18 protein-coding genes are annotated in these 18703 nt (G+C 45.5%); 6 read left to right on the top strand and 12 right to left on the bottom strand.

Annotated elements, in window-relative coordinates; all coding sequences use genetic code 11:
• Positions 1–8 precede the first annotated feature (8 nt).
• The 9 genes from ACRD7P_RS03735 to ACRD7P_RS03695 form a co-directional block, all read right to left on the bottom strand.
• Complete coding sequence (locus ACRD7P_RS03735; protein ID WP_430906153.1) at positions 9–341, bottom strand: ferredoxin; 333 nt, start codon at positions 339–341, stop codon at positions 9–11.
• A 128-nt stretch (positions 342–469) separates the two neighbouring features.
• Positions 470–1531, bottom strand: coding sequence for an NAD(P)/FAD-dependent oxidoreductase (locus ACRD7P_RS03730; RefSeq protein WP_430906152.1), 1062 nt, complete (start codon positions 1529–1531; stop codon positions 470–472).
• 67 nt (positions 1532–1598) lie between these two features.
• Entirely contained in the window at positions 1599–1838 is a 240-nt protein-coding gene (locus ACRD7P_RS03725) for a NifU family protein (RefSeq protein WP_430906151.1), read from the bottom strand.
• Position 1839: 1 nt separating this feature from the next.
• Positions 1840–2985 (bottom strand): P-loop NTPase, encoded by a 1146-nt coding sequence (locus tag ACRD7P_RS03720; protein ID WP_430906150.1) that lies wholly within the window; start codon positions 2983–2985, stop codon positions 1840–1842.
• A gap of 215 nt (positions 2986–3200) precedes the next feature.
• Positions 3201–3554 carry an MGMT family protein gene (locus ACRD7P_RS03715; protein ID WP_430906149.1) on the bottom strand — a complete coding sequence of 118 codons (354 nt, stop codon included), beginning with the start codon at positions 3552–3554 and terminating at the stop codon, positions 3201–3203.
• Positions 3551–4183, bottom strand: coding sequence for a LysE family transporter (locus tag ACRD7P_RS03710; RefSeq protein ID WP_430906148.1), 633 nt, complete (start codon positions 4181–4183; stop codon positions 3551–3553). The genes ACRD7P_RS03715 and ACRD7P_RS03710 overlap by 4 nt, the downstream gene beginning before the upstream one ends.
• 3 nt (positions 4184–4186) lie before the next feature.
• Entirely contained in the window at positions 4187–4858 is a 672-nt protein-coding gene (gene trmB, locus ACRD7P_RS03705; RefSeq protein ID WP_430906147.1) for a tRNA (guanosine(46)-N7)-methyltransferase TrmB, read from the bottom strand.
• 37 nt (positions 4859–4895) lie between these two features.
• Positions 4896–5951, bottom strand: a complete 1056-nt coding sequence (locus ACRD7P_RS03700; protein WP_430906146.1) for a sensor histidine kinase — start codon at positions 5949–5951, stop codon at positions 4896–4898.
• A gap of 407 nt (positions 5952–6358) precedes the next feature.
• Positions 6359–7048: a response regulator transcription factor gene (locus ACRD7P_RS03695; RefSeq protein ID WP_430906145.1), complete on the bottom strand. Its 690-nt coding sequence runs from the start codon at positions 7046–7048 to the stop codon at positions 6359–6361.
• Positions 7049–7227: 179 nt separating this feature from the next.
• On the opposite strand from ACRD7P_RS03695, the gene ACRD7P_RS03690 reads away from it, so the two are divergent.
• From ACRD7P_RS03690 to ACRD7P_RS03670, 5 genes are all read left to right on the top strand, one after another.
• Positions 7228–10035 carry a TonB-dependent receptor domain-containing protein gene (locus ACRD7P_RS03690; protein WP_430906144.1) on the top strand — a complete coding sequence of 936 codons (2808 nt, stop codon included), beginning with the start codon at positions 7228–7230 and terminating at the stop codon, positions 10033–10035.
• A gap of 31 nt (positions 10036–10066) precedes the next feature.
• Entirely contained in the window at positions 10067–12112 is a 2046-nt protein-coding gene (locus ACRD7P_RS03685; RefSeq protein ID WP_430906142.1) for a hypothetical protein, read from the top strand.
• Between the two features lie 171 nt (positions 12113–12283).
• The gene (locus ACRD7P_RS03680) at positions 12284–12592 is read left to right on the top strand and encodes a T9SS type A sorting domain-containing protein (protein ID WP_430906141.1); all 309 of its coding nucleotides are present in this window, start codon (positions 12284–12286) and stop codon (positions 12590–12592) included.
• Between the two features lie 161 nt (positions 12593–12753).
• Complete coding sequence (locus tag ACRD7P_RS03675) at positions 12754–13077, top strand: T9SS type A sorting domain-containing protein (protein ID WP_430906140.1); 324 nt, start codon at positions 12754–12756, stop codon at positions 13075–13077.
• Between the two features lie 265 nt (positions 13078–13342).
• Complete coding sequence (locus tag ACRD7P_RS03670; RefSeq protein ID WP_430906139.1) at positions 13343–14326, top strand: acyl transferase; 984 nt, start codon at positions 13343–13345, stop codon at positions 14324–14326.
• A gap of 189 nt (positions 14327–14515) precedes the next feature.
• Here the strand turns inward: ACRD7P_RS03670 and tyrS are convergent, their stop codons facing one another.
• Positions 14516–15811: a tyrosine--tRNA ligase gene (gene tyrS / locus ACRD7P_RS03665; RefSeq protein ID WP_430906138.1), complete on the bottom strand. Its 1296-nt coding sequence runs from the start codon at positions 15809–15811 to the stop codon at positions 14516–14518.
• A gap of 102 nt (positions 15812–15913) precedes the next feature.
• On the opposite strand from tyrS, the gene ACRD7P_RS03660 reads away from it, so the two are divergent.
• Positions 15914–16921, top strand: coding sequence for an NAD-dependent epimerase/dehydratase family protein (locus tag ACRD7P_RS03660; protein ID WP_430906137.1), 1008 nt, complete (start codon positions 15914–15916; stop codon positions 16919–16921).
• Here the strand turns inward: ACRD7P_RS03660 and ACRD7P_RS03655 are convergent.
• Positions 16902–17378 (bottom strand): DUF4296 domain-containing protein, encoded by a 477-nt coding sequence (locus tag ACRD7P_RS03655; RefSeq protein WP_430906136.1) that lies wholly within the window; start codon positions 17376–17378, stop codon positions 16902–16904. The two genes, ACRD7P_RS03660 and ACRD7P_RS03655, sit on opposite strands and share 20 nt — an antisense overlap.
• Entirely contained in the window at positions 17365–18702 is a 1338-nt protein-coding gene (locus ACRD7P_RS03650; protein ID WP_430906135.1) for a dihydroorotase, read from the bottom strand. The genes ACRD7P_RS03655 and ACRD7P_RS03650 overlap by 14 nt, the downstream gene beginning before the upstream one ends.
• Position 18703 lies beyond the last annotated feature (1 nt).

The following is an 18703-nucleotide window of genomic DNA, read 5'->3' as shown; positions in this document are numbered from 1 at the left end:
CGGGGAACCTACAGCTCTTCCGGGGCCAGCACCACTTCCAAGCCATCAAGGGCCTCCGTGATATGTACTTGGCAGCCCAAACGTGAGTTTTCCTCTACATTAAAGGCTTCCGCCAACATTGCTTCTTCGTCATCCGATTTTTCGGGAAGTGCGTGATCTGAGGTTACATAGCATTGGCAAGAAGCACACATGGCCATTCCCCCGCAGATTCCTATGGTGCCTTCAGGTGCCAATTCATAGGAACGCACCACCTCCATGAGGTTCATGTTCATATCGGTCGGAGCATCCACCTCATGGGACACACCTTCTCTATCGGTAATCTTTATCTTAATATCGGACAATTTCAACTTGTTTTATTGGTTATCTTCAATGCCATAATAGCTGTTGCGGGCACTTCACGTTGCAGGTCTTATTGGAAAACGCTCCCGCTGCTCAAACATCATTTGGCTGACCAACGCCACCTATGGCTTTATTCTATTTTTTTTACCACCGCCTTCGGCGCTTCTTTTTTACTCCCGTCAAAACCGGTAACACCGCCAACGGTCGTATATTTCATTACATATTTTTTATCCGGATAAATACGTTGGTATGCGCTTTGGCACATAAGCGTGGCCTCATGAAAACCGCACAGGATCAATTTGAGCTTTCCGGGATAGGTATTCACATCTCCGATGGCATAAATTCCGAGAATATTGGTTTGGTAGTCCAGCGTATTATCGACCTTGATCGCATTTTTCTCAATTTCCAACCCCCAATCCCCAATAGGGCCCAGTTTGGGCGATAGCCCGAAAAGGGGAATAAAGGAATCGGCGCGAAGGTCCAGCATTTCCTTTTCCGCACCTGTCTTTTGCAGGGTAACCCCTTCTAAACGGTGTTCCCCATACAACCCTATAACCTCCGCAGGGGTTATCAATTTAATTTTCCCTTTATTTTTAAGCTGTTGTACCTTCTCTACCGAATCCAAAGCACCTCGAAACTCGTTGCGCCGATGTACCAAGGTAACCTCGGCCGCCACGTCGGTCAAAAAAATACTCCAATCCAAGGCGGAATCCCCTCCACCCGCAATTACTACCTTTTTATCACGGTACACTTCGGGATCTTTGATCATGTAGGCCACCCCCTTTCCCTCGTAGTCCGACAGGTTCTCCAAGGGTGGTTTTCTTGGCTCAAAACTACCGAGTCCGCCCGCTATGGCCACGACCGGGGCACAGTGTTCCGTTCCTTTGTTGGTGGTTACCACAAAAGTACCGTCGTCCAATTTTTTAATGGTCTGTGCCCGTTCTCCAAGGGTAAAACCGGGTTGGAATGGTTTTGCCTGCTCCATAAGGTTGTGTACCAGATCTCCCGCCAAAACTTCGGGGAAACCGGGAATATCGTAAATGGGTTTTTTGGGATAAATTTCCGAACACTGTCCGCCGGCCTGTGGGAGTGCGTCAATCAAATGACATTTTAATTGCAGTAAACCGGCCTCAAATACGGTGAAAAGCCCTGTGGGTCCCGCACCGATTATCAATATATCTGTCTTGATCATGAAAACGACTTCATTGGCGACCGCCCATCTATATTACTGTTCATAACAGCAACTGACGGTGCTCTTTCTAAGAAACATTAACGACCTCTTCTATCTGGGGCGCATACTTTTTAATGGTCATTTCCACCCCGCTTTTCAACGTCATCTGGTTTACGGTACATCCTACGCAGGCACCTTCCAAACGTACTTTGACCGAAGTATCGTTATCAATGGAAATCAGGGAGATATCGCCACCGTCGCTTTGCAGGAACGGACGGATTTCTTCCAGCGCTTTTTCAATATTCGTTTTTAACTCTTCCGATGTCATATCACTTTTTCTTAACGGCGGCACATCCCGCCATTGTCGTTATTTTTATTGCTTCCGTTGGAGGCAATGTTGTATTTCGTGCTACCATTTCCTGTACCACGTTTCGCGTCAGTTCTTCAAAGGCGCTTTCTATGGGCGTGGCCGTTTGCATTGCGGCCGGCCTTCCAACGTCACCGGCTTCGCGTATGCTCTGTACCAACGGAATTTCTCCCAAGAAAGGTACTTCCAGGTCTTCGGCCAAATGGCGTGCGCCTTCCTTTCCAAAGATATAATACTTATTGTCGGGAAGCTCCACAGGAGTAAAATACGCCATGTTTTCCACAATTCCCAGTACCGGAACGTTAATCGCTTCTTGTTGGAACATTGCCACGCCCTTTCGGGCATCGGCCAAGGCCACTTCCTGTGGGGTACTTACCACCACGGCACCGGTAACCGGCATTGCCTGCATGATACTCAAATGAATGTCGCCCGTACCGGGAGGCAAATCGAGCAACATAACATCCAATTCGCCCCAATGGGCATCAAAGATCATTTGGTTCAATGCCTTTGAAGCCATAGGTCCTCTCCAAATGACCGCTTGGTTCGGTTGGGTAAAAAAGCCGATGGACAACATTTTTACACCATAACTTTCGACCGGTCTCATTTTGGATTTTCCATCGACGTTTACGGCCAAGGGCTTTTCTTGTGTAACATCGAACATTATGGGCATGGAAGGCCCGTAGATATCGGCATCGAGCAACCCTACCTTTAGTCCCATTTTGGCCAAGGTAACCGCTAAATTTGCCGTAACCGTAGACTTCCCTACACCACCTTTTCCCGAAGCAACGGCAATAATGTTCTTGATTCCCGGTAACGGTTTGCCCTTTATTTCATTAGGCTTTTGCTTGGGTGCGGGCGCATCGACCGTGATGTTCACTTTCATTTTGGCCTTTTCGTACACCTCTCGGTGAACGACCTTTAAAATTTCGACCTCGGTTTTCTTACGGGCCTGCAAACTGGGATTGGTAATGGTAATGTCGATCTCTACCTCATCCCCAAAAATTTGCACATTCTTAACGGCTCCACTTTCGACCATATTTTGGCCTTCCCCTGGAACCGTAATGTTTTCCAGTGCTTTAAGGACCGCTTTCTTTTCTATCTTGACCATTTTATCCCTTTCTATTCAAATTGATCGTATTACCATTTTAACATTGAAACAGCACAATAATACCATTTCTTTATCCCTATGTCCCTGGTACAATGGTATACCTTACAAAGATACGCCATCGCACGGTAACCCTAAAGGGTTGTTATTGAAATAAGGAATGTTGATATAGGGGTTGCCGATGATGCTCCATTTAAGCCTTCGACCTTGCGGGTACGCTAGTCGAGCTCCTCTTGAACGCCTAGTTCGGTAAAAGGGTCCCAAAAGTGTTTTTCGAAATGCTGTATCTGATTATCAATCACTTGAATGCCTTCGTTTTCAAGTAGCTGTTGCATTAAATTGGTGCCATCAAAATGATGTTTTCCGGTCAATAACCCTATTTTATTTACCACCCGATGCGCCGGCACCTTGGGCAGGTTGCCCGCACCGTTCATTGCCCAACCGACCATTCTGGCGCTCCGTGCCGCCCCAAGGTATTTGGCAATGGCACCATAGGAGGTAACCCGGCCATATGGTATTTGTTCGGCCACTCGGTATACCCGCTCAAAAAAGTTTTTGTTCTCCGGTTTCATTGTCGATAAAATATTCGAAATAAGGTAATGCTCAAAAGTACCACCATTAAAGCGCTCAAAATATAATTGCTGTTTTTTGAAAAGCTATCCGAGGTCCTTTCCAGCTTATTGAAATAAAAAACATACAGATACAACACCGAAAAGGTACCCAAACCTGCGGCAAAAACAAAAATAAGGGTATCGGTCAACTCGAACTTGATCCAACCCGAGGCGTTCCACATGGCGTTTAGGCCACTGTAGTAAGGAATGGTCAATAAGTTTACGGCCGCCAACAAAAAGCCTCTAAAATAGCTGTTTTTCTTGCTGACCTTGACCGTTTTGGCGGGGCCTTTACGATCGCGCCCCGCAGCAATAAAAAAATAGATTGCAAAAAAACCGAACACGAACACCCCTCCTTTTAACAACCAATCGATCACTTGGGGGTTTCGGTACAAAAACTTGGAGATCAATACGGCTACATAGGCCTGTAGCAATATCATTGTGGAGACCCCCAAACTAAAAATGATGCCATTGCCCTTTCCTTTTTCCACACTCACCTTGGCGGCATTCATGTTCAACAGTCCAGGTGGAACCGTAGCCATGGCAGCCGCGGAAAAGGTCGCAAAAAAAAGAATTAACAAATGTTGCATGCGCTACCCGAACTTAAATTGAATGTAGGTGATCGGTTTTCCCTTTTCAAGATATTGCCGTTCGTAAAACGTTTGGATGCCCAAAACTTCCCTAGGGCTTCCCTCGTTCTTATATACGTCGTGATTGGCATAGTTTACGGTAAGCCCCAAACCCTGCAAGAGCCCCAAGGTATAGCCGTGCATAAATTCGCTATCGGTCTTTAGGTGTACCAATCCGCCAGGACGCAGTATTTTTCGATACTTATCCAGAAAATCGGAATTGGTCATCCGGTGTTTGGTCCGTTTATATTTTATCTGTGGATCCGGGAAGGTTATCCAAATTTCTGCCACTTCATTTTCCGCGAAAAGGAGATCGATCAGTTCGATTTGACTTCTTAAAAAGGCGGCATTTTCCAGATTTTCTTCCAAGGCCGTTTTGGCCCCTCGCCAAAAACGGGCCCCTTTGATATCGATTCCGATGAAATTTTTATCGGGATATGCCCGCGAAAGACCAACGGTGTACTCGCCCTTACCACAGCCCAGTTCCAAAACAATGGGATTTTCGTTTTTAAAGTGGGTATTCCATTTCCCGCGAAGCGAAAACAACCCTGCGGAAACCTCGTCCCTTACGGGTTGAATGACATTTTTGAAGGTCTCATTTTCCTTGAACCGTTTTAATTTGTTCTTACTTCCCACCGGCCATTTATTTTTATCCCACAAAACTAGGAAAAAACTAGGCTTCGGAAGGAGTAACTTTTTCCAAAGTAAACGAGAATTCGGAACCGACCTCTTCCACACTCTCTACATATATTTTCTCTCCGTGGGCCTCTATAATGTGTTTTACGATGGAAAGGCCAAGACCGGAACCGCCCTCTTTTCTACTGCCACTTTGATCGACCCGATAAAACCGTTCGAACAACCTCGGAATATATTGCTCCGGTATGCCCTCGCCATTGTCGGTGACCCTTACAATGACCTTGTTCCGTATCAAATTTTCTACGCTTACCTCCGTTGTTCCGTTCTTTTGCCCATACTTTATGGAATTAACCAACAAATTGGTCAGTACCCGTTGTATCTTTTCCAGATCGGCATGCACATAAATGGGTTCAACGTATTCGATATCAAATGTTAAGGCAATCTCTTTTTTTGCCGATTTCATTTCCAAAAGTTCAAAAACACTTTGAATCAATTCGATAATATCAAAATCGGTACGTTCCACCATAAGCTCACCGGCCTCCAATTTTGTGATCAAATCCAGATCTTTTACGATGTAGATCAACCGTTCTACGGCCTTGTTTGCCCGCGACAAGTACTTTTTACGGACATTTTTATCGTTGATCGCCCCATCCAAAAGCGTTTCAATATACCCTTGAACCGTAAACAGGGGGGTTTTCAGCTCATGCGACACGTTCCCCAAAAAATCCTTACGGTACTCTTCCCTTATTTTTAGGGTATCGATTTCCACTTTTTTGTCCTTCGCAAATTTTTCGATTTCCGCGGTCAGCGTTTTCATGTCGGTCGTAATCGGGTCGGAAGTAAGGGAAGTGGATTCCAATAAGGCCACGTCATCGTAAATTTTCTTGATCCTGCGATAAATGTAACGTTGAATACGGTATTGAAGAACGATAAAGGAAATCCCAAAAAAAAGCAGGGCGAAAACCAATAGCAACAGCCAATTTAAAGAATGTAACATGTAGAGCAGGCCGCCCAACAATATTGCGGAACAAAAAGTGATCAACAACGCCGAGCGCAGTGCAAACCGATACGATTTTCTTAGCCTAATCGCCATAACCCATCAATTGGTGCGTTGCGACCTGTGGTCGCATTGCAAAAGTAAAGGAATGCCCTACAGGACCAAACAGAATGATAAAAATTACCGTTTTTACCTTGAAATTACCCAAATAAAAAGCCGTTATTTTTTGTTCGGACGAAAAAGAAAAACCAAACATAGCCGTAGCTACAGTTGTTTTTTATTTTGAAGTATTCACGGAAAAGAGCAATTTTTAATGGGTAATTTCAAGGTAGAAATGGTATTATACCATTTTAACTTTGAAATCGCGCGTATAGAAATTGAATTATTTTTTAGTTGTTCGAGGCAAAAAATCTAAGCATAGCCTTAGCTACGGTTATATTTTTTAACGAAGAACAGCTGAAAAAGAAACGATTTATTAGTGCTATTTCAAAGTTAAAATGGTATCAGAGCACGAACTTGTAGCCGACACCTTTGACGGTCTTAAAATGTTCTTCCCCTATTTTTTCGCGAAGCTTTCGAATATGTACATCAATGGTACGCCCGCCAACGACCACTTCGTTGCCCCACACACGGTCCAATATTACTTCCCGTTTAAAGACCTTGTTCGGTTTTGAGCTCAAAAGGGAAAGGAGTTCGAACTCTTTTCTGGGCAAAATGATCTCTACCCCGTCGTTCACGATTTTATATTCTTCCCGGTTGATCACCAGGTTGCCTACTTTTACAATATCTTCCGAAGAAGCATCTTCCCTTTCTTTCAAACGGCGAAGCAATGCCTTTACTTTACTTACCAACACCTTTGGTTTGATAGGTTTGGTAATATAGTCATCGGCCCCGGCATCAAAACCGGCCACTTGGGAATAGTCCTCTCCCCTTGCGGTCAAAAAGGTAATGATCGTTTGTTCCAGACCGGGCGTACCCCGAATGATCTCGCAGGCCTCAATACCGTCCATCTCGGGCATCATAACATCAAGGATGATCAAATGCGGTTCCTTCTTTTTCGCCTTCTCTACGCCTTCCAAACCATTTTTGGCGGTAAACACCTGATAACCTTGCGAGGAAAGGTTGTACCCGACAATCTCTAAAATATCCGGTTCGTCGTCGACAAGGAGGATTTTTATTTCGCTTTTTTTCATCACTTCTTTTTATACGTGTCGCTCAAATGTAAAGATAATCCGCTTTGCTCAAAACTAGTTAACCTTCATTTAATGTGATAACATTAAGGTAACGCTACAGAAATAAAGGTTTAACACAGAGATAACACGGCTTTTACAACCCCTAGCGTTCTTTGCAGCGAATTTCAAAGACCATAAAATTGAAGAAAATTTGTTTTTTGCTAGCGCTTGTTTCAGGAATGATCATGAGTGCCCAAGATACGGGAAGTATCGCTGGTAATTTGACCGACAAGGAACTGAACAACGAGCCTTTGCCTTTTGCCAATATCCTTATAAAGGGGACCACAAAAGGTACCCAATCCGACTTCGATGGCCTGTATGAAATAGCCAATTTGGAACCAGGGTCGTACACTTTGGTATTGAGCTATTTGGGTTATGAAACGGTAGAACTGCCCAATATTTTGGTAGAAGCCGGCAAGGTGACCACTGTGAACGTGCCCATGGGGGCCTCGGAAGGTGTTGCGTTAGAAGAGGTTGTAGTGACCACTACCGCACGAAAAGATTCGGAGGTAGCCTTGTTACTAGATCAGAAAAAAGCAGTGGAGATCAAGGAAAGTATTGGTGCGGTACAACTTGCCAAAATCGGGGTATCCGATGTTGCTACGGCTACCACTAAAATATCCGGGGTAACCAGCAGTGAGGCCTCTGGCGACGTTTTTGTACGTGGTTTGGGAGACCGCTATTTGTCCACCACCTTAAACGGTTTGCCGATACCTTCCGACGATGTGGAGAAAAAAAATATTGGCTTGGGGCTTTTCCCAACGCGGATCATTCAAAACGTGAGTGTTAGCAAAACCTACGCGGCGGCATCCTCCGCCGACCAATCGTCCGGAACCATCAACATCACTTCACGCGAACTTTCCGGTTCGGAGGAACTTTCCGTACGCGCAAGGGTGGGCGGTAACTCCAATGTGTTGCAAGGCGGGGTACGCGATAACTTTAAGGGTTCTCCCAACGCGAACAACACTTCTTTTGGCTTTTATGATCAGAACTTGGATACCCGCGACCTCATTACACGTCAGGGCTGGAACACGGTACAACAAGATAACCCGATCAATTATTCATTCTCCTTATCCGCAGGAAAACGAATTAAGGAAAACCTTGCCGTTTTCTTGGCCGCATCGCAAAGTCGATCCTATGAATATGCCCAAGGACTCTTCAGGGAATTCAGCAGAAATGCTTTAAGGGATACCATTACCGATGCCACCAATTTTAGCACCAATACCAACACTACGGCGTTGTTGGACCTTTCCTATAAGATAAACGACAAAAACAGGATCAAATCCAGCACTTTCTTCGTTAATAAGATTTCGGACCTTGTTTTTGAAGGGGGTAGAAATGGTGAGGCTTCCGTTTTTGAGGAAACGGAACGGCCCGAAGGACTGTTTCAGTTCATTCGTGACCAGAATTTAAAACAGACCCGTTTGCTTACCACACAATTATTAGGGACACATCAACTTTCCGATAAGAACACCTTATCCTGGGCCGGTGGGTTCAACAAGGTAAATGCCGACGAACCGAACCGTATCCGAAACGAGGTCAACTTTGATCCGGATGGCGACTTTGTACAGTTGGGAAGAACTGCCGACTTTCAGCAGCGAAAATCAAAACAGACCATAGAAGACACCGAATTCAATGGGTACTTGAAGGATGTTCTTCGCTTGATCGAAGAAGACGATAAAACCTTGAAATTGGAATTTGGCCTGAACTATAGAAACAAGAGCCGTGACTTTAACTCTCAATTCATCGGTGTTCGTGAAGTTTCCAGAAATGCCATCAATCCCCCATCTATCGATAATTTGGGAAGTATTTTTCAACAATCCAATTTTGACAATGGTCTTTTACGGCTGAACGTACTTATTCCCGACTTTTATTCGGGCGAACTGGACTCCAAAGCTGCCTTTGTAGATTTCAATTGGGGCGAAAAAAAATGGAACATCAATGGTGGTCTGCGTTATCAAGCAGATGATATCGATGTAAATTACGATGTGGGGAACATCAACCCGCGTATCGGTGCGGCCAATAAATCGTACAACAACCTGTACCCTACCGCAAATATCAAATATGACGTTAACGAAAAAAATGCGGTGCGCTTTGCATTCAGTAGAACGATCACACTTCCAGAATTCAAGGAGATATCCCCTTTTGAATATGTTGCCCCTACAGGCCAGGTAACCAGGGGTAATCCAAATATCGAAGCTTCTACCGATTTGAACTATGACCTAAAATGGGAGTACTTTCCATCGGCAGGACAACTGGTTTCGGTAGCAACCTTTTACAAAGACATCTCCGACCCTATAAACACTGTACAAGATCGTGGGGCTGCAGGTGTATTCTCCTATTTCAACTCCGGTGAAAAAGCGGAAGTATTCGGAATCGAATTGGAAACCAAACTCGATTTGATCAAACCGATAACTAATGAAGAAGACGACACCGTTTCCGGTTACGGTCTGAACCTAAATTTCAATGCTTCCAGAATGTGGCATACGCAGGATTTGAAAGAGGTACGGAACGAAGATGGAAGCTTGGTACGCACATTTCGTTACAAAGGCTTAACAGAGACCGACTTGCAGGGCGCTTCGGACTGGATACTTAACACAAGCTTAAACTTTACCGAATCTTCGGACAACCCGCTTTCCGCATCTTTGACAGCAAATTATGCATCCGATAAGATTTTCAGTCTAGGTTCCGCGCTCAACCAGACGAACACCAATATCGAGTTTAACGATGCCATTATAGAAAAAGGTTTCGTGGTATTGGATGCCGTAGTGAGCAAGGAAATAGGAGAGCATATAACCGTTCGGTTGATTGGACGCAACCTGCTAAATCCTGAAATAGAGAGAACACAATTAATTCGGCCAAGTTCCGGAATTGAAACCGAAGAAATCGTTCGTTCTTATTCAGTAGGGGCTCAGTTTAGTTTAGGGTTCAGTTACCGATTTAAGTAACAATAACGCTTTTAACAAACACGAAACGATTATGAAATCAAGGAAATTTTTAGCAATGGGACTGGTTTCCCTTGCAATGGGACTTATTGTAAGTTGCAGCGGGGACGATAACAGCCCGGACCCAGGACCTGATGGTGCCGCACCAACCTGTACCGATGGCATCAAGAACGGGGACGAAGAAGGAGTGGATTGTGGCGGTAGCGCTTGTACCGCATGTCCAGATTCCACCACCACCGAAAATTTGGAAGGCAGCACTACGGAAGACGTTACATTGGACAGCAATATCACCTACGCCCTAAAAGGGAACTATAGCGTGGAGTCCGGCGCAACGCTTACTATCCCTGCCGGAACCAAAATTATTGCCGATGTAGAAGAGGGACAGAACACCAGCACCTATATCGTAATCCAAAAAGGTGCGAAGATCGATATCCAAGGAACTGCCTCCAATCCGGTGACCATGACCTCCGCGAACGAAGAACCGGGAGATTGGGGCGGTCTTGTCATCCTTGGTGATGCGCCTACCACTGCCGGTGTAGACGCCGTAGCCGAAGTAGGGCAGTTGACCTATGGTGGCTCCAACGGTTCCGACGATTCGGGAAGCATCAATTATTTGATCATTAATTATGCCGGAGCATCGATCAACCCTGAGTCACAGTTTAACGGCCTTACCCTTTATGCAGTGGGTTCGGGAACCACCATACAAAACGTAGCATTATTGAACGGTACGGATGATGGTGTCGAGTTTTTCGGAGGTACGGTGAACGCTACCAACCTTTACCTGGAAAACAACCAAGACGATGCCATCGACTGGACCGAAGGGTGGAACGGAACCCTTACCAATGCCTATGTACTGCATTCCATAGAAGGTTTTTCGACCGCTGTGGAAGCTGATGGCGAAAACGGCAATCCGACCTTGGAGAACCTGACAGCGGTTTCCAGCACTGGAGGTACCGCCTTACAGTTCAAAATAGAATCGGGAGCAACAATTACCGGACTATCATTGGCCGGTTATGAAACTTCCTTTGATTTTAGGGATGACGGTGCATTTTCCAATGTGCAGATCGATGGTGCGGACGCCGACCCTTCGAACGCGTATTTGGCCCCTGCCACCGTAGATGTAGCCTCTTTTGATTGGGTGAATTCCACTACCGAGGTAACGACAAGCGTGTTGGAAGGAAACATCACTTCCGATTTAACTTTGGACGCCGATGTCAGCTACTTTTTGAGCGGAAACTTCAGCGTCGAGGAAGGTGCTACATTAACCATTCCTGCCGGAACCGTTATAACCGCAGATGTTGAAGAAGGTGAAGAAACCAGCACGTATATCGTAATTCAAAAAGGCGCACAGATCGATATTCAAGGTACTGCCGCAAATCCGGTAGTAATGACATCTATCAACCAAGAGCCAGGCGACTGGGGAGGCCTGGTGATATTGGGCGATGCTACTACCACTGCGGGTATAAACGCTATAGCGGAAGTAGGTCAGCTGACCTATGGCGGAAGCGACGACACGGACAATTCGGGAACCATCGATTACTTAATCATCAACTACGCTGGGGCATCCATCAATCCAGAATCGCAGTTCAATGGTTTGACCCTGTATGCGGTAGGATCCGGAACCACCATAACGAACGTGGCCCTATTGAACGGTACCGACGATGGAGTAGAATTCTTTGGAGGAACAGTAAATGCCACCAACATGTATTTGGAAAACAATGAGGATGACGCCATCGATTGGACGGAAGGCTGGAGCGGAACGCTGACCAATGCATACGTATCCCATACCATTCAAGGGTTTTCTACGGCGGTAGAGGCCGATGGTGAAAATGGCAACCCTACCTTGACCAACCTGACCGCTGTTTCTTCTACAGGGGGTACGGCCTTACAGTTCAAAATTGAGTCCGGCGCGACCATTACCGGACTTTCCCTTTCAGGATATGAAACGGCTTTGGATTTTAGGGACGACGGAGCCTTATCAAACGTTCAGATCGAAGGTGTGGATTCCGATCCAACACAATCTTACGAAGTTGAAGCTACCGTAGACGTCAGTACTTTTAGTTGGGTGACGGGGAACTAATACCATTTTAACTTTGAAATGGTATAACAGGTACCGATTCGATATTATATAAAACAAAAAAGCCTCGAAAAATCGAGGCTTTTTTACGTTTTGGCCAAATTTTTGTACTAATGAAAGTAATTCGTAACGCCCAAACGTCAATTTTAGTATATTTACCGTAGATATAAGTGAATGAAGAACTTTTACCTCATACTTACATTATTGTTTACCGCTATTGCTTTGGCCCAAGAACCGAAAGCAAGTGGTGATATTGATGGCTTTACGCTATATCCAAACCCCGTTACAAACGGAAAGGTATATGTAAATACGGCCGAAAACGCCCCGAAAACCGTTCTTATTTTTGACGTATTGGGTACGCAGGTGCTGCAACGCAAACTGATTGGGTCCGAACTGAGTCTTTCCGATTTGGATGCCGGCGTCTATATCCTTAGGGTCATCGAAAAGGATAAGGTAGCTACCCGAAAACTGATCATCAAATAAGAATACTTCTTCCCGAAGTGGGATATACCTGCCCAACATAAAATACCGACCAAATACACATTCAAATCCATTCACCTACATTTTGTCGAATTTCACAACATTAATAGTGCTTTACCGGCCAGTTTGGGTATCTTTAAAGTATTGATCCCAAATCAATACCTATGCGACTACTTTACACTGCGCTGCTACTGGCGTTATCTTTTGGTGCGTTTGCACAACAACCGGCCTCTGCAAAAGACCTACAGCCCGAGGAAATTCCCGGTTTTAAAATTTATCCGAATCCCGTGTTCGACGATGTGGTATACATTACTACCGCTAAAAATGAACCGAAGGAAATTATGATCTTTGATGTTTTCGGAGATGTCGCCCTTAGGGACGTCATCAAGAACAAAACCTTGAACATTTCGGATTTGGCCTCTGGCGTATACGTACTTCAGGTAGTGGAAGCACAACATAGCAGCACGCGCAAATTGGTAGTGAAATAAATAACCTCGAGGCAAGCCCACTAGGCATTAGAACGAAAATTACCATTGATTTCGACGCAAGGGTCGGAGCATTTTAAATCTCGATTATCGAGTAAAGGCGGCTTCCCTGTTGAGAGCGATGGTCTTTAAAAATATACGACCGAAACGATAGGAAGTTTTTATTTTCCTATCACAAGCGATTTTCCCCTACTTCGATAGCAGCAATTATTTTAAAAGGACCTTTGAAGTCCGGTGTCGGCCAACGCAAATTGGCTACTTTTGTGCTATGGGAGACTTTCGACAGGTTTTTGAAATTTCGACCGATGCGGATTTTGAGCTTCAGGCACTGTCCGTTTTTCAATACCAATTCCAAAACAATCCTGTTTACCGTTCTTTTTGTACGCATTTGGGCGCCAGTGAAGATACCGTTAAGCAGCTTTCCGAAATTCCTTTTCTACCCATAGCATTTTTCAAATCGAAACAGATCATCACTACCCAAAGTCCGTCCTACACGGTATTTACCAGCAGCGGCACCACGGGCACTAATACCAGTAAGCATTACGTTTCCGACACTGCTCTTTATGAGGCGAGTTACCTTAGCGCCTTCCAATTGTTTTATGGCACTATTACCGACTACTGTATTCTTGCTTTACTTCCTTCCTATTTGGAAAGAACCGGGTCTTCATTGATCTATATGACGGAAGACCTTATCCGAAAAAGCGAGCACCCTAAAAGTGGCTTTTACCTTAACGACCTGCCCGCTTTGGCCAAAACCCTTGAAGAACTTAACGAAAAAGGGACTCCGGTACTGCTCATAGGGGTTTCGTTCGCTTTATTGGACTTGGTAGAAACCTACCGGTTTACCCTGAAAAACACCATTGTTATGGAAACAGGGGGCATGAAGGGCAGAAGAAAGGAAATGATCCGCGAGGCGTTGCACGATGTGCTTAAAAAAGGACTGGGCGTTGCAAAGATCCATTCCGAGTATGGCATGACCGAACTGCTCTCGCAGGCCTACTCCAAAGGGGATGGCATTTTCCGGACCCCACCATGGATGAAGATCCAGATACGCGATACGGAAGACCCCTTAAGCGTTCAAGGTATTGGGAAAACCGGGGGCATCAACATTATTGACCTGGCAAATGTGCACTCCTGTGCTTTTATAGCCACGCAAGACCTTGGAAAACTACATCCTGACAACAGCTTTGAAATATTGGGAAGGTTCGACCATTCGGACATTAGAGGTTGTAATCTGTTGGTCATCGAGTAACGTATAGTACGGATTTTTCAAATTCAAATACAAGCTCAAACTCAAGTTCAAGTTCAAGTTCAAGTTCAAAGGTAAAAACCAAGCAGACACCATCATAAGTCTTAGGTCTTTTCGTCCTTTGTCTTTTCGTCCTTTGTCTTTCCGTCCTTTGTCTTTCCGTCTTTTGTCCTTCTGTCCTTCGTCTCCCCCCTATTCCGTTACCAGCACAAAATAGTTCCGTTTGCCTTTTTGCAACAACACATACTTTTCGTTGATCAGGTCGTTTACGCCAATGGTATAATCTTCCTTAACTTTTTCCTTGTTCACGGAAATGGCATTTTGCTTCAACTCCCGTCGGGCTTCCCCATTGGAGCCTAAAAAGCCCGTTTTTGCGGAAAGGGCACCGATCATATCCAACCCATCTTCCAATTCCGATTTGGCAATGGTGGCTTGGGGAACACCTTCAAAAACATCCAAAAAGGTCGTTTCGTCGAGGTTACGCAGGGCCTCAGAGGTGGCTTTTCCGAATAGGATACCGCTCGCCTGTACCGCGTTTTCCATATCTTCCTTGGAATGCACCATTTCGGTAATTTCCGTAGCCAATCGTTTTTGCAATAAACGCAGCCCTGGTGTTTCCCGATGCTCCGACACCAGTTTGGTAATGGTATCCCTATCCAAAAAAGTAAAGATCTTAATATACTTTTCGGCATCGGCATCGCTGGTATTCAACCAGTACTGATAAAACTTGTATGGGGAGGTCCGATGGGCGTCCAACCATATGTTTCCGCTCTCGGTCTTACCGAATTTTGTGCCATCGGCCTTGGTAATCAAAGGACAGGTCAACGCGAAGCCTTTCCCCCCTCCGATCCTTCGGATCAGTTCCGTTCCCGTAGTAATGTTTCCCCATTGATCGCTACCGCCCATTTGAAGGCTGCAATTATGGTTTTGGTAGAGGTATAAAAAATCATAGCCCTGCACCAGTTGATAGGTGAACTCCGTAAAGGACATGCCCTCCTTGGCTTCGGAAGAGAGCCGCTTTTTTACCGAATCCTTGGCCATCATATAGTTTACCGTAATATGCTTGCCTACGTCCCTAATAAAATCCAAGAACGAAAAGTCCTTCATCCAATCGTAATTGTTCACCAGTACCGCCGCGTTTTCAGCATCGCTTTCAAAATCGAGAAAACGGGAGAGTTGCGCTTTTAAGGCCTCTTGATTGGAACGCAAGGTAGTTTCGTTCAACAGATTCCGTTCCGCCGATTTTCCGGAAGGATCCCCGATCATTCCTGTTGCGCCGCCGACAAGGGCATACGGTTTATGTCCCGCCAATTGAAAATGCCGTAACATCATAACGCTCACCAAGTGCCCGATATGTAGGGAGTCCGCAGTAGGGTCGATACCCACATAGGCCGATTGCATTTCCTGTAATAGGTGTTCCTCCGTTCCCGGCATGGCATCATGTAACATGCCGCGCCATTTTAATTCTTCTACAAAATTGAAAGCCATTCGTTCGTCTTTGAAATACCGCTGCAAATATAAAGGAACTCCGTTTGTGTTTTCCCATTTGCCCTCTCAAATTAATCCAGTTCAAATCGCTAACTTTGACCAATGATTTTGGTTACTGGCGGTACGGGTTTGGTGGGGTCACATTTGTTGGTACGGCTAGCGAAAAAAGGACTTCCCGTACGTGCGCTCTATCGCGACCCAAAAAGCAAGGAGACCGTTCTAAAAATATTCTCGTATTACCATGAAAACGCTTCCGATCTATTTGAAAAAATAAGTTGGCACCAAGCGGACATCAACGACATCCCCGCATTGGAGAGCGCCTTCGAAGGGGTTACCAAAGTATACCATGCTGCGGCCTATATTTCCTTCGACCCTAACGATTATGAACGATTGTTAAAGGTAAATGCCGAGGGAACGGCCAATATCGTAAACTTGTGTTTGCTATTTTCAATTGAAAAACTCTGCTATGTGAGCAGCATCGCCACCTTGGGACCCAGTGTTTCGGTGGCCATGACCAATGAAGAAAACGAGTTTACCGAACAGCATGCCAATGTGTATGCACGCTCCAAATACCTAGCGGAACTGGAAGTATGGCGGGGTGCGCAGGAGGGGCTTACCGTTGTAACGGTAAACCCCGGAATTATCATAGGTCCGGGATTTTGGAAAGGCGGCAGCGGCAACCTTTTTACCACCGCCGACCGAGGTTCTCGATTTTATCCACCGGGCGGCACCGGCTTTGTTACGGTAAACGATGTGGTCCGTTTGATGTTGAAACTTATGGAAAGTCCGGTTCGCAACGAACGATACCTTGCCGTTTCCGAAAATTTGACCTACAAAAGAATGCTGGAACTGTTTGCCGATAGCCTTGACAAACCTATGCCCAAAACGATATTGCGCTTTTGGCAGCTCGACTTCTTACGCTGGATGGATTGGCTATGGAGCCTGGTTAGCGGTAACGCCCGAAAACTGACCAAAAATGGAATCCGTTCACTAAGACAACAAGAGCGTTACGATACGCAGAAAAGTAAAACAGAGCTCGATTTTGATTTTGAGCCTGTTGCCCCTACCATCGCTTTTTCGTGCCAAAAATTTATTGAAGAGCGTTCTTGATCGCCGCTTTTTTGGCCTCCGAACCCTTTACCGTATCGGTTTTTTTCTTTTTCCTCTTCTTATTGGCCTCCCGCTCGATCAGTTTAATACTATCTTTTTCCTTCTTGGCCGCCAAAATGGTTTCCTGCTGACTTTCGATACGCTTTTTTATCTGCACATAAATGTCTTCATACACCAAGGGCAAGGACGCATAGTATCTGTTGCTCTCTACAAACTGTAGGCTATCGATATCGTGTTTTTGAAAGAGGTAGGCCATCGGTTCCACCCCGTTCTCCTCGAGCACACTTATATTGGTGACTTTAGCGGCGTTCAAAAGGGTAAGATCGGTCAATACCGTTATCATTTTGTCCTTCGCTATCAAACGTTCCGGAGGCTCGATCGCTTTTTCGCCACAAGCCTGAAACAACAACATTGTTATCGAACAACCTATGGCCCATATGTTTTTAAGCTCTGTCAAAAGTCAATCTTTTTGCATTTCTATGTTCCGAAAATCGGCCATTTTCATAGGCCAAATGTCCGTTTACAAAAGTATGGGTTATTTGGGAGCGAAAAGTATGTCCATCAAATGGGGACCACCCACATTTGTACGCAATGGTATCCGGTGTCACCTGCCACGGAGCATCAAGATCGACCGCTACAAGATCCGCAAAATACCCTTCCTTAATAACTCCCCGACGGTCGATCTGAAATAAAATGGCAGGATTGAGGCACATTTTTTCGACAATTTTTTCCAAGGAAATGACCCCATCGTGAAATTTTTCCAACATGGCGGGCAAGGCATGTTGTACCAAAGGGCCTCCCGAAGGTGCCTTGGTATACACGTTTTGCTTTTCTTCCATCAAATGCGGGGCGTGGTCCGTTGCGATAACGTCCAAACGATCATCGAGCAAGGCTTCCCATAAGCGCTCCCTATCCGAAGCGGTCTTTACCGCGGGGTTCCATTTGATCAAAGTGCCCTTCGTATCGTAATCGGCATCGGAAAACCATAAATGGTGTATGCATACCTCTGCGGTAATCTTCTTCTCGGACAAAGGGATATCGTTCCGGAACAGCTCGGTCTCCTTACCCGTAGAGAGGTGAAACACATGCAAACGCGCTCCCGTTTTTTTGGCAAGCGCTATCGCTTTGGAAGAAGACAGGTAACAGGCTTCTTCACTACGGATCTGAGGATGTAGGGGTATCGGTATGGCATCGCCGTACTGGTTTTTGAAGGTTTCCAAGTTTCTTTTAATGGTTCCCTCGTCCTCGCAGTGGGCGGAAATAACCATTTCCGTATTCAAAAATATCTGTTCGATAACGGCTTCATCATCGACCAACATGTTTCCGGTAGAAGAGCCCAAAAACAACTTCACCCCGGAACAGGCATTTTTGTCGAGCCGTTTCAGCTCTTCCAAATTGTCATTGGTACCCCCAAAAAGAAAGGAATAATTGGCGAAAGCGCTATCGGCCGCCATTTGGAACTTTTCCTCCAATTTTGCTATGGTCACCGTTTGCGGATTGGTATTGGGTTGCTCCATAAAGGTGGTGATCCCTCCCGCTACGGCCGCCCTGCTTTCCGAGGCAATATTCCCTTTATGGGTAAGGCCGGGTTCCCTAAAGTGCACTTGATCGTCTATCACCCCGGGCAATAAATACTTCCCCTCCAAGTCGTATACCGTGGCATTGGGATCGCTGATATCCGTACCTATTTTTAAAATCACCTCATCGTCGATCAACACGTCGCCCATACGGATACCGTGGGCATCGACAATGCTGGCGTTCTTTAACAATTTTTTACCCATG

It is taken from the genome of Maribacter sp. 2-571 (assembly GCF_050589625.1).
Classification (GTDB): Bacteria; Bacteroidota; Bacteroidia; order Flavobacteriales; family Flavobacteriaceae; genus Pelagihabitans.
Note: the sequence above shows the minus strand (reverse complement) of the source record. Positions and strands in the feature narration are given on the sequence as shown.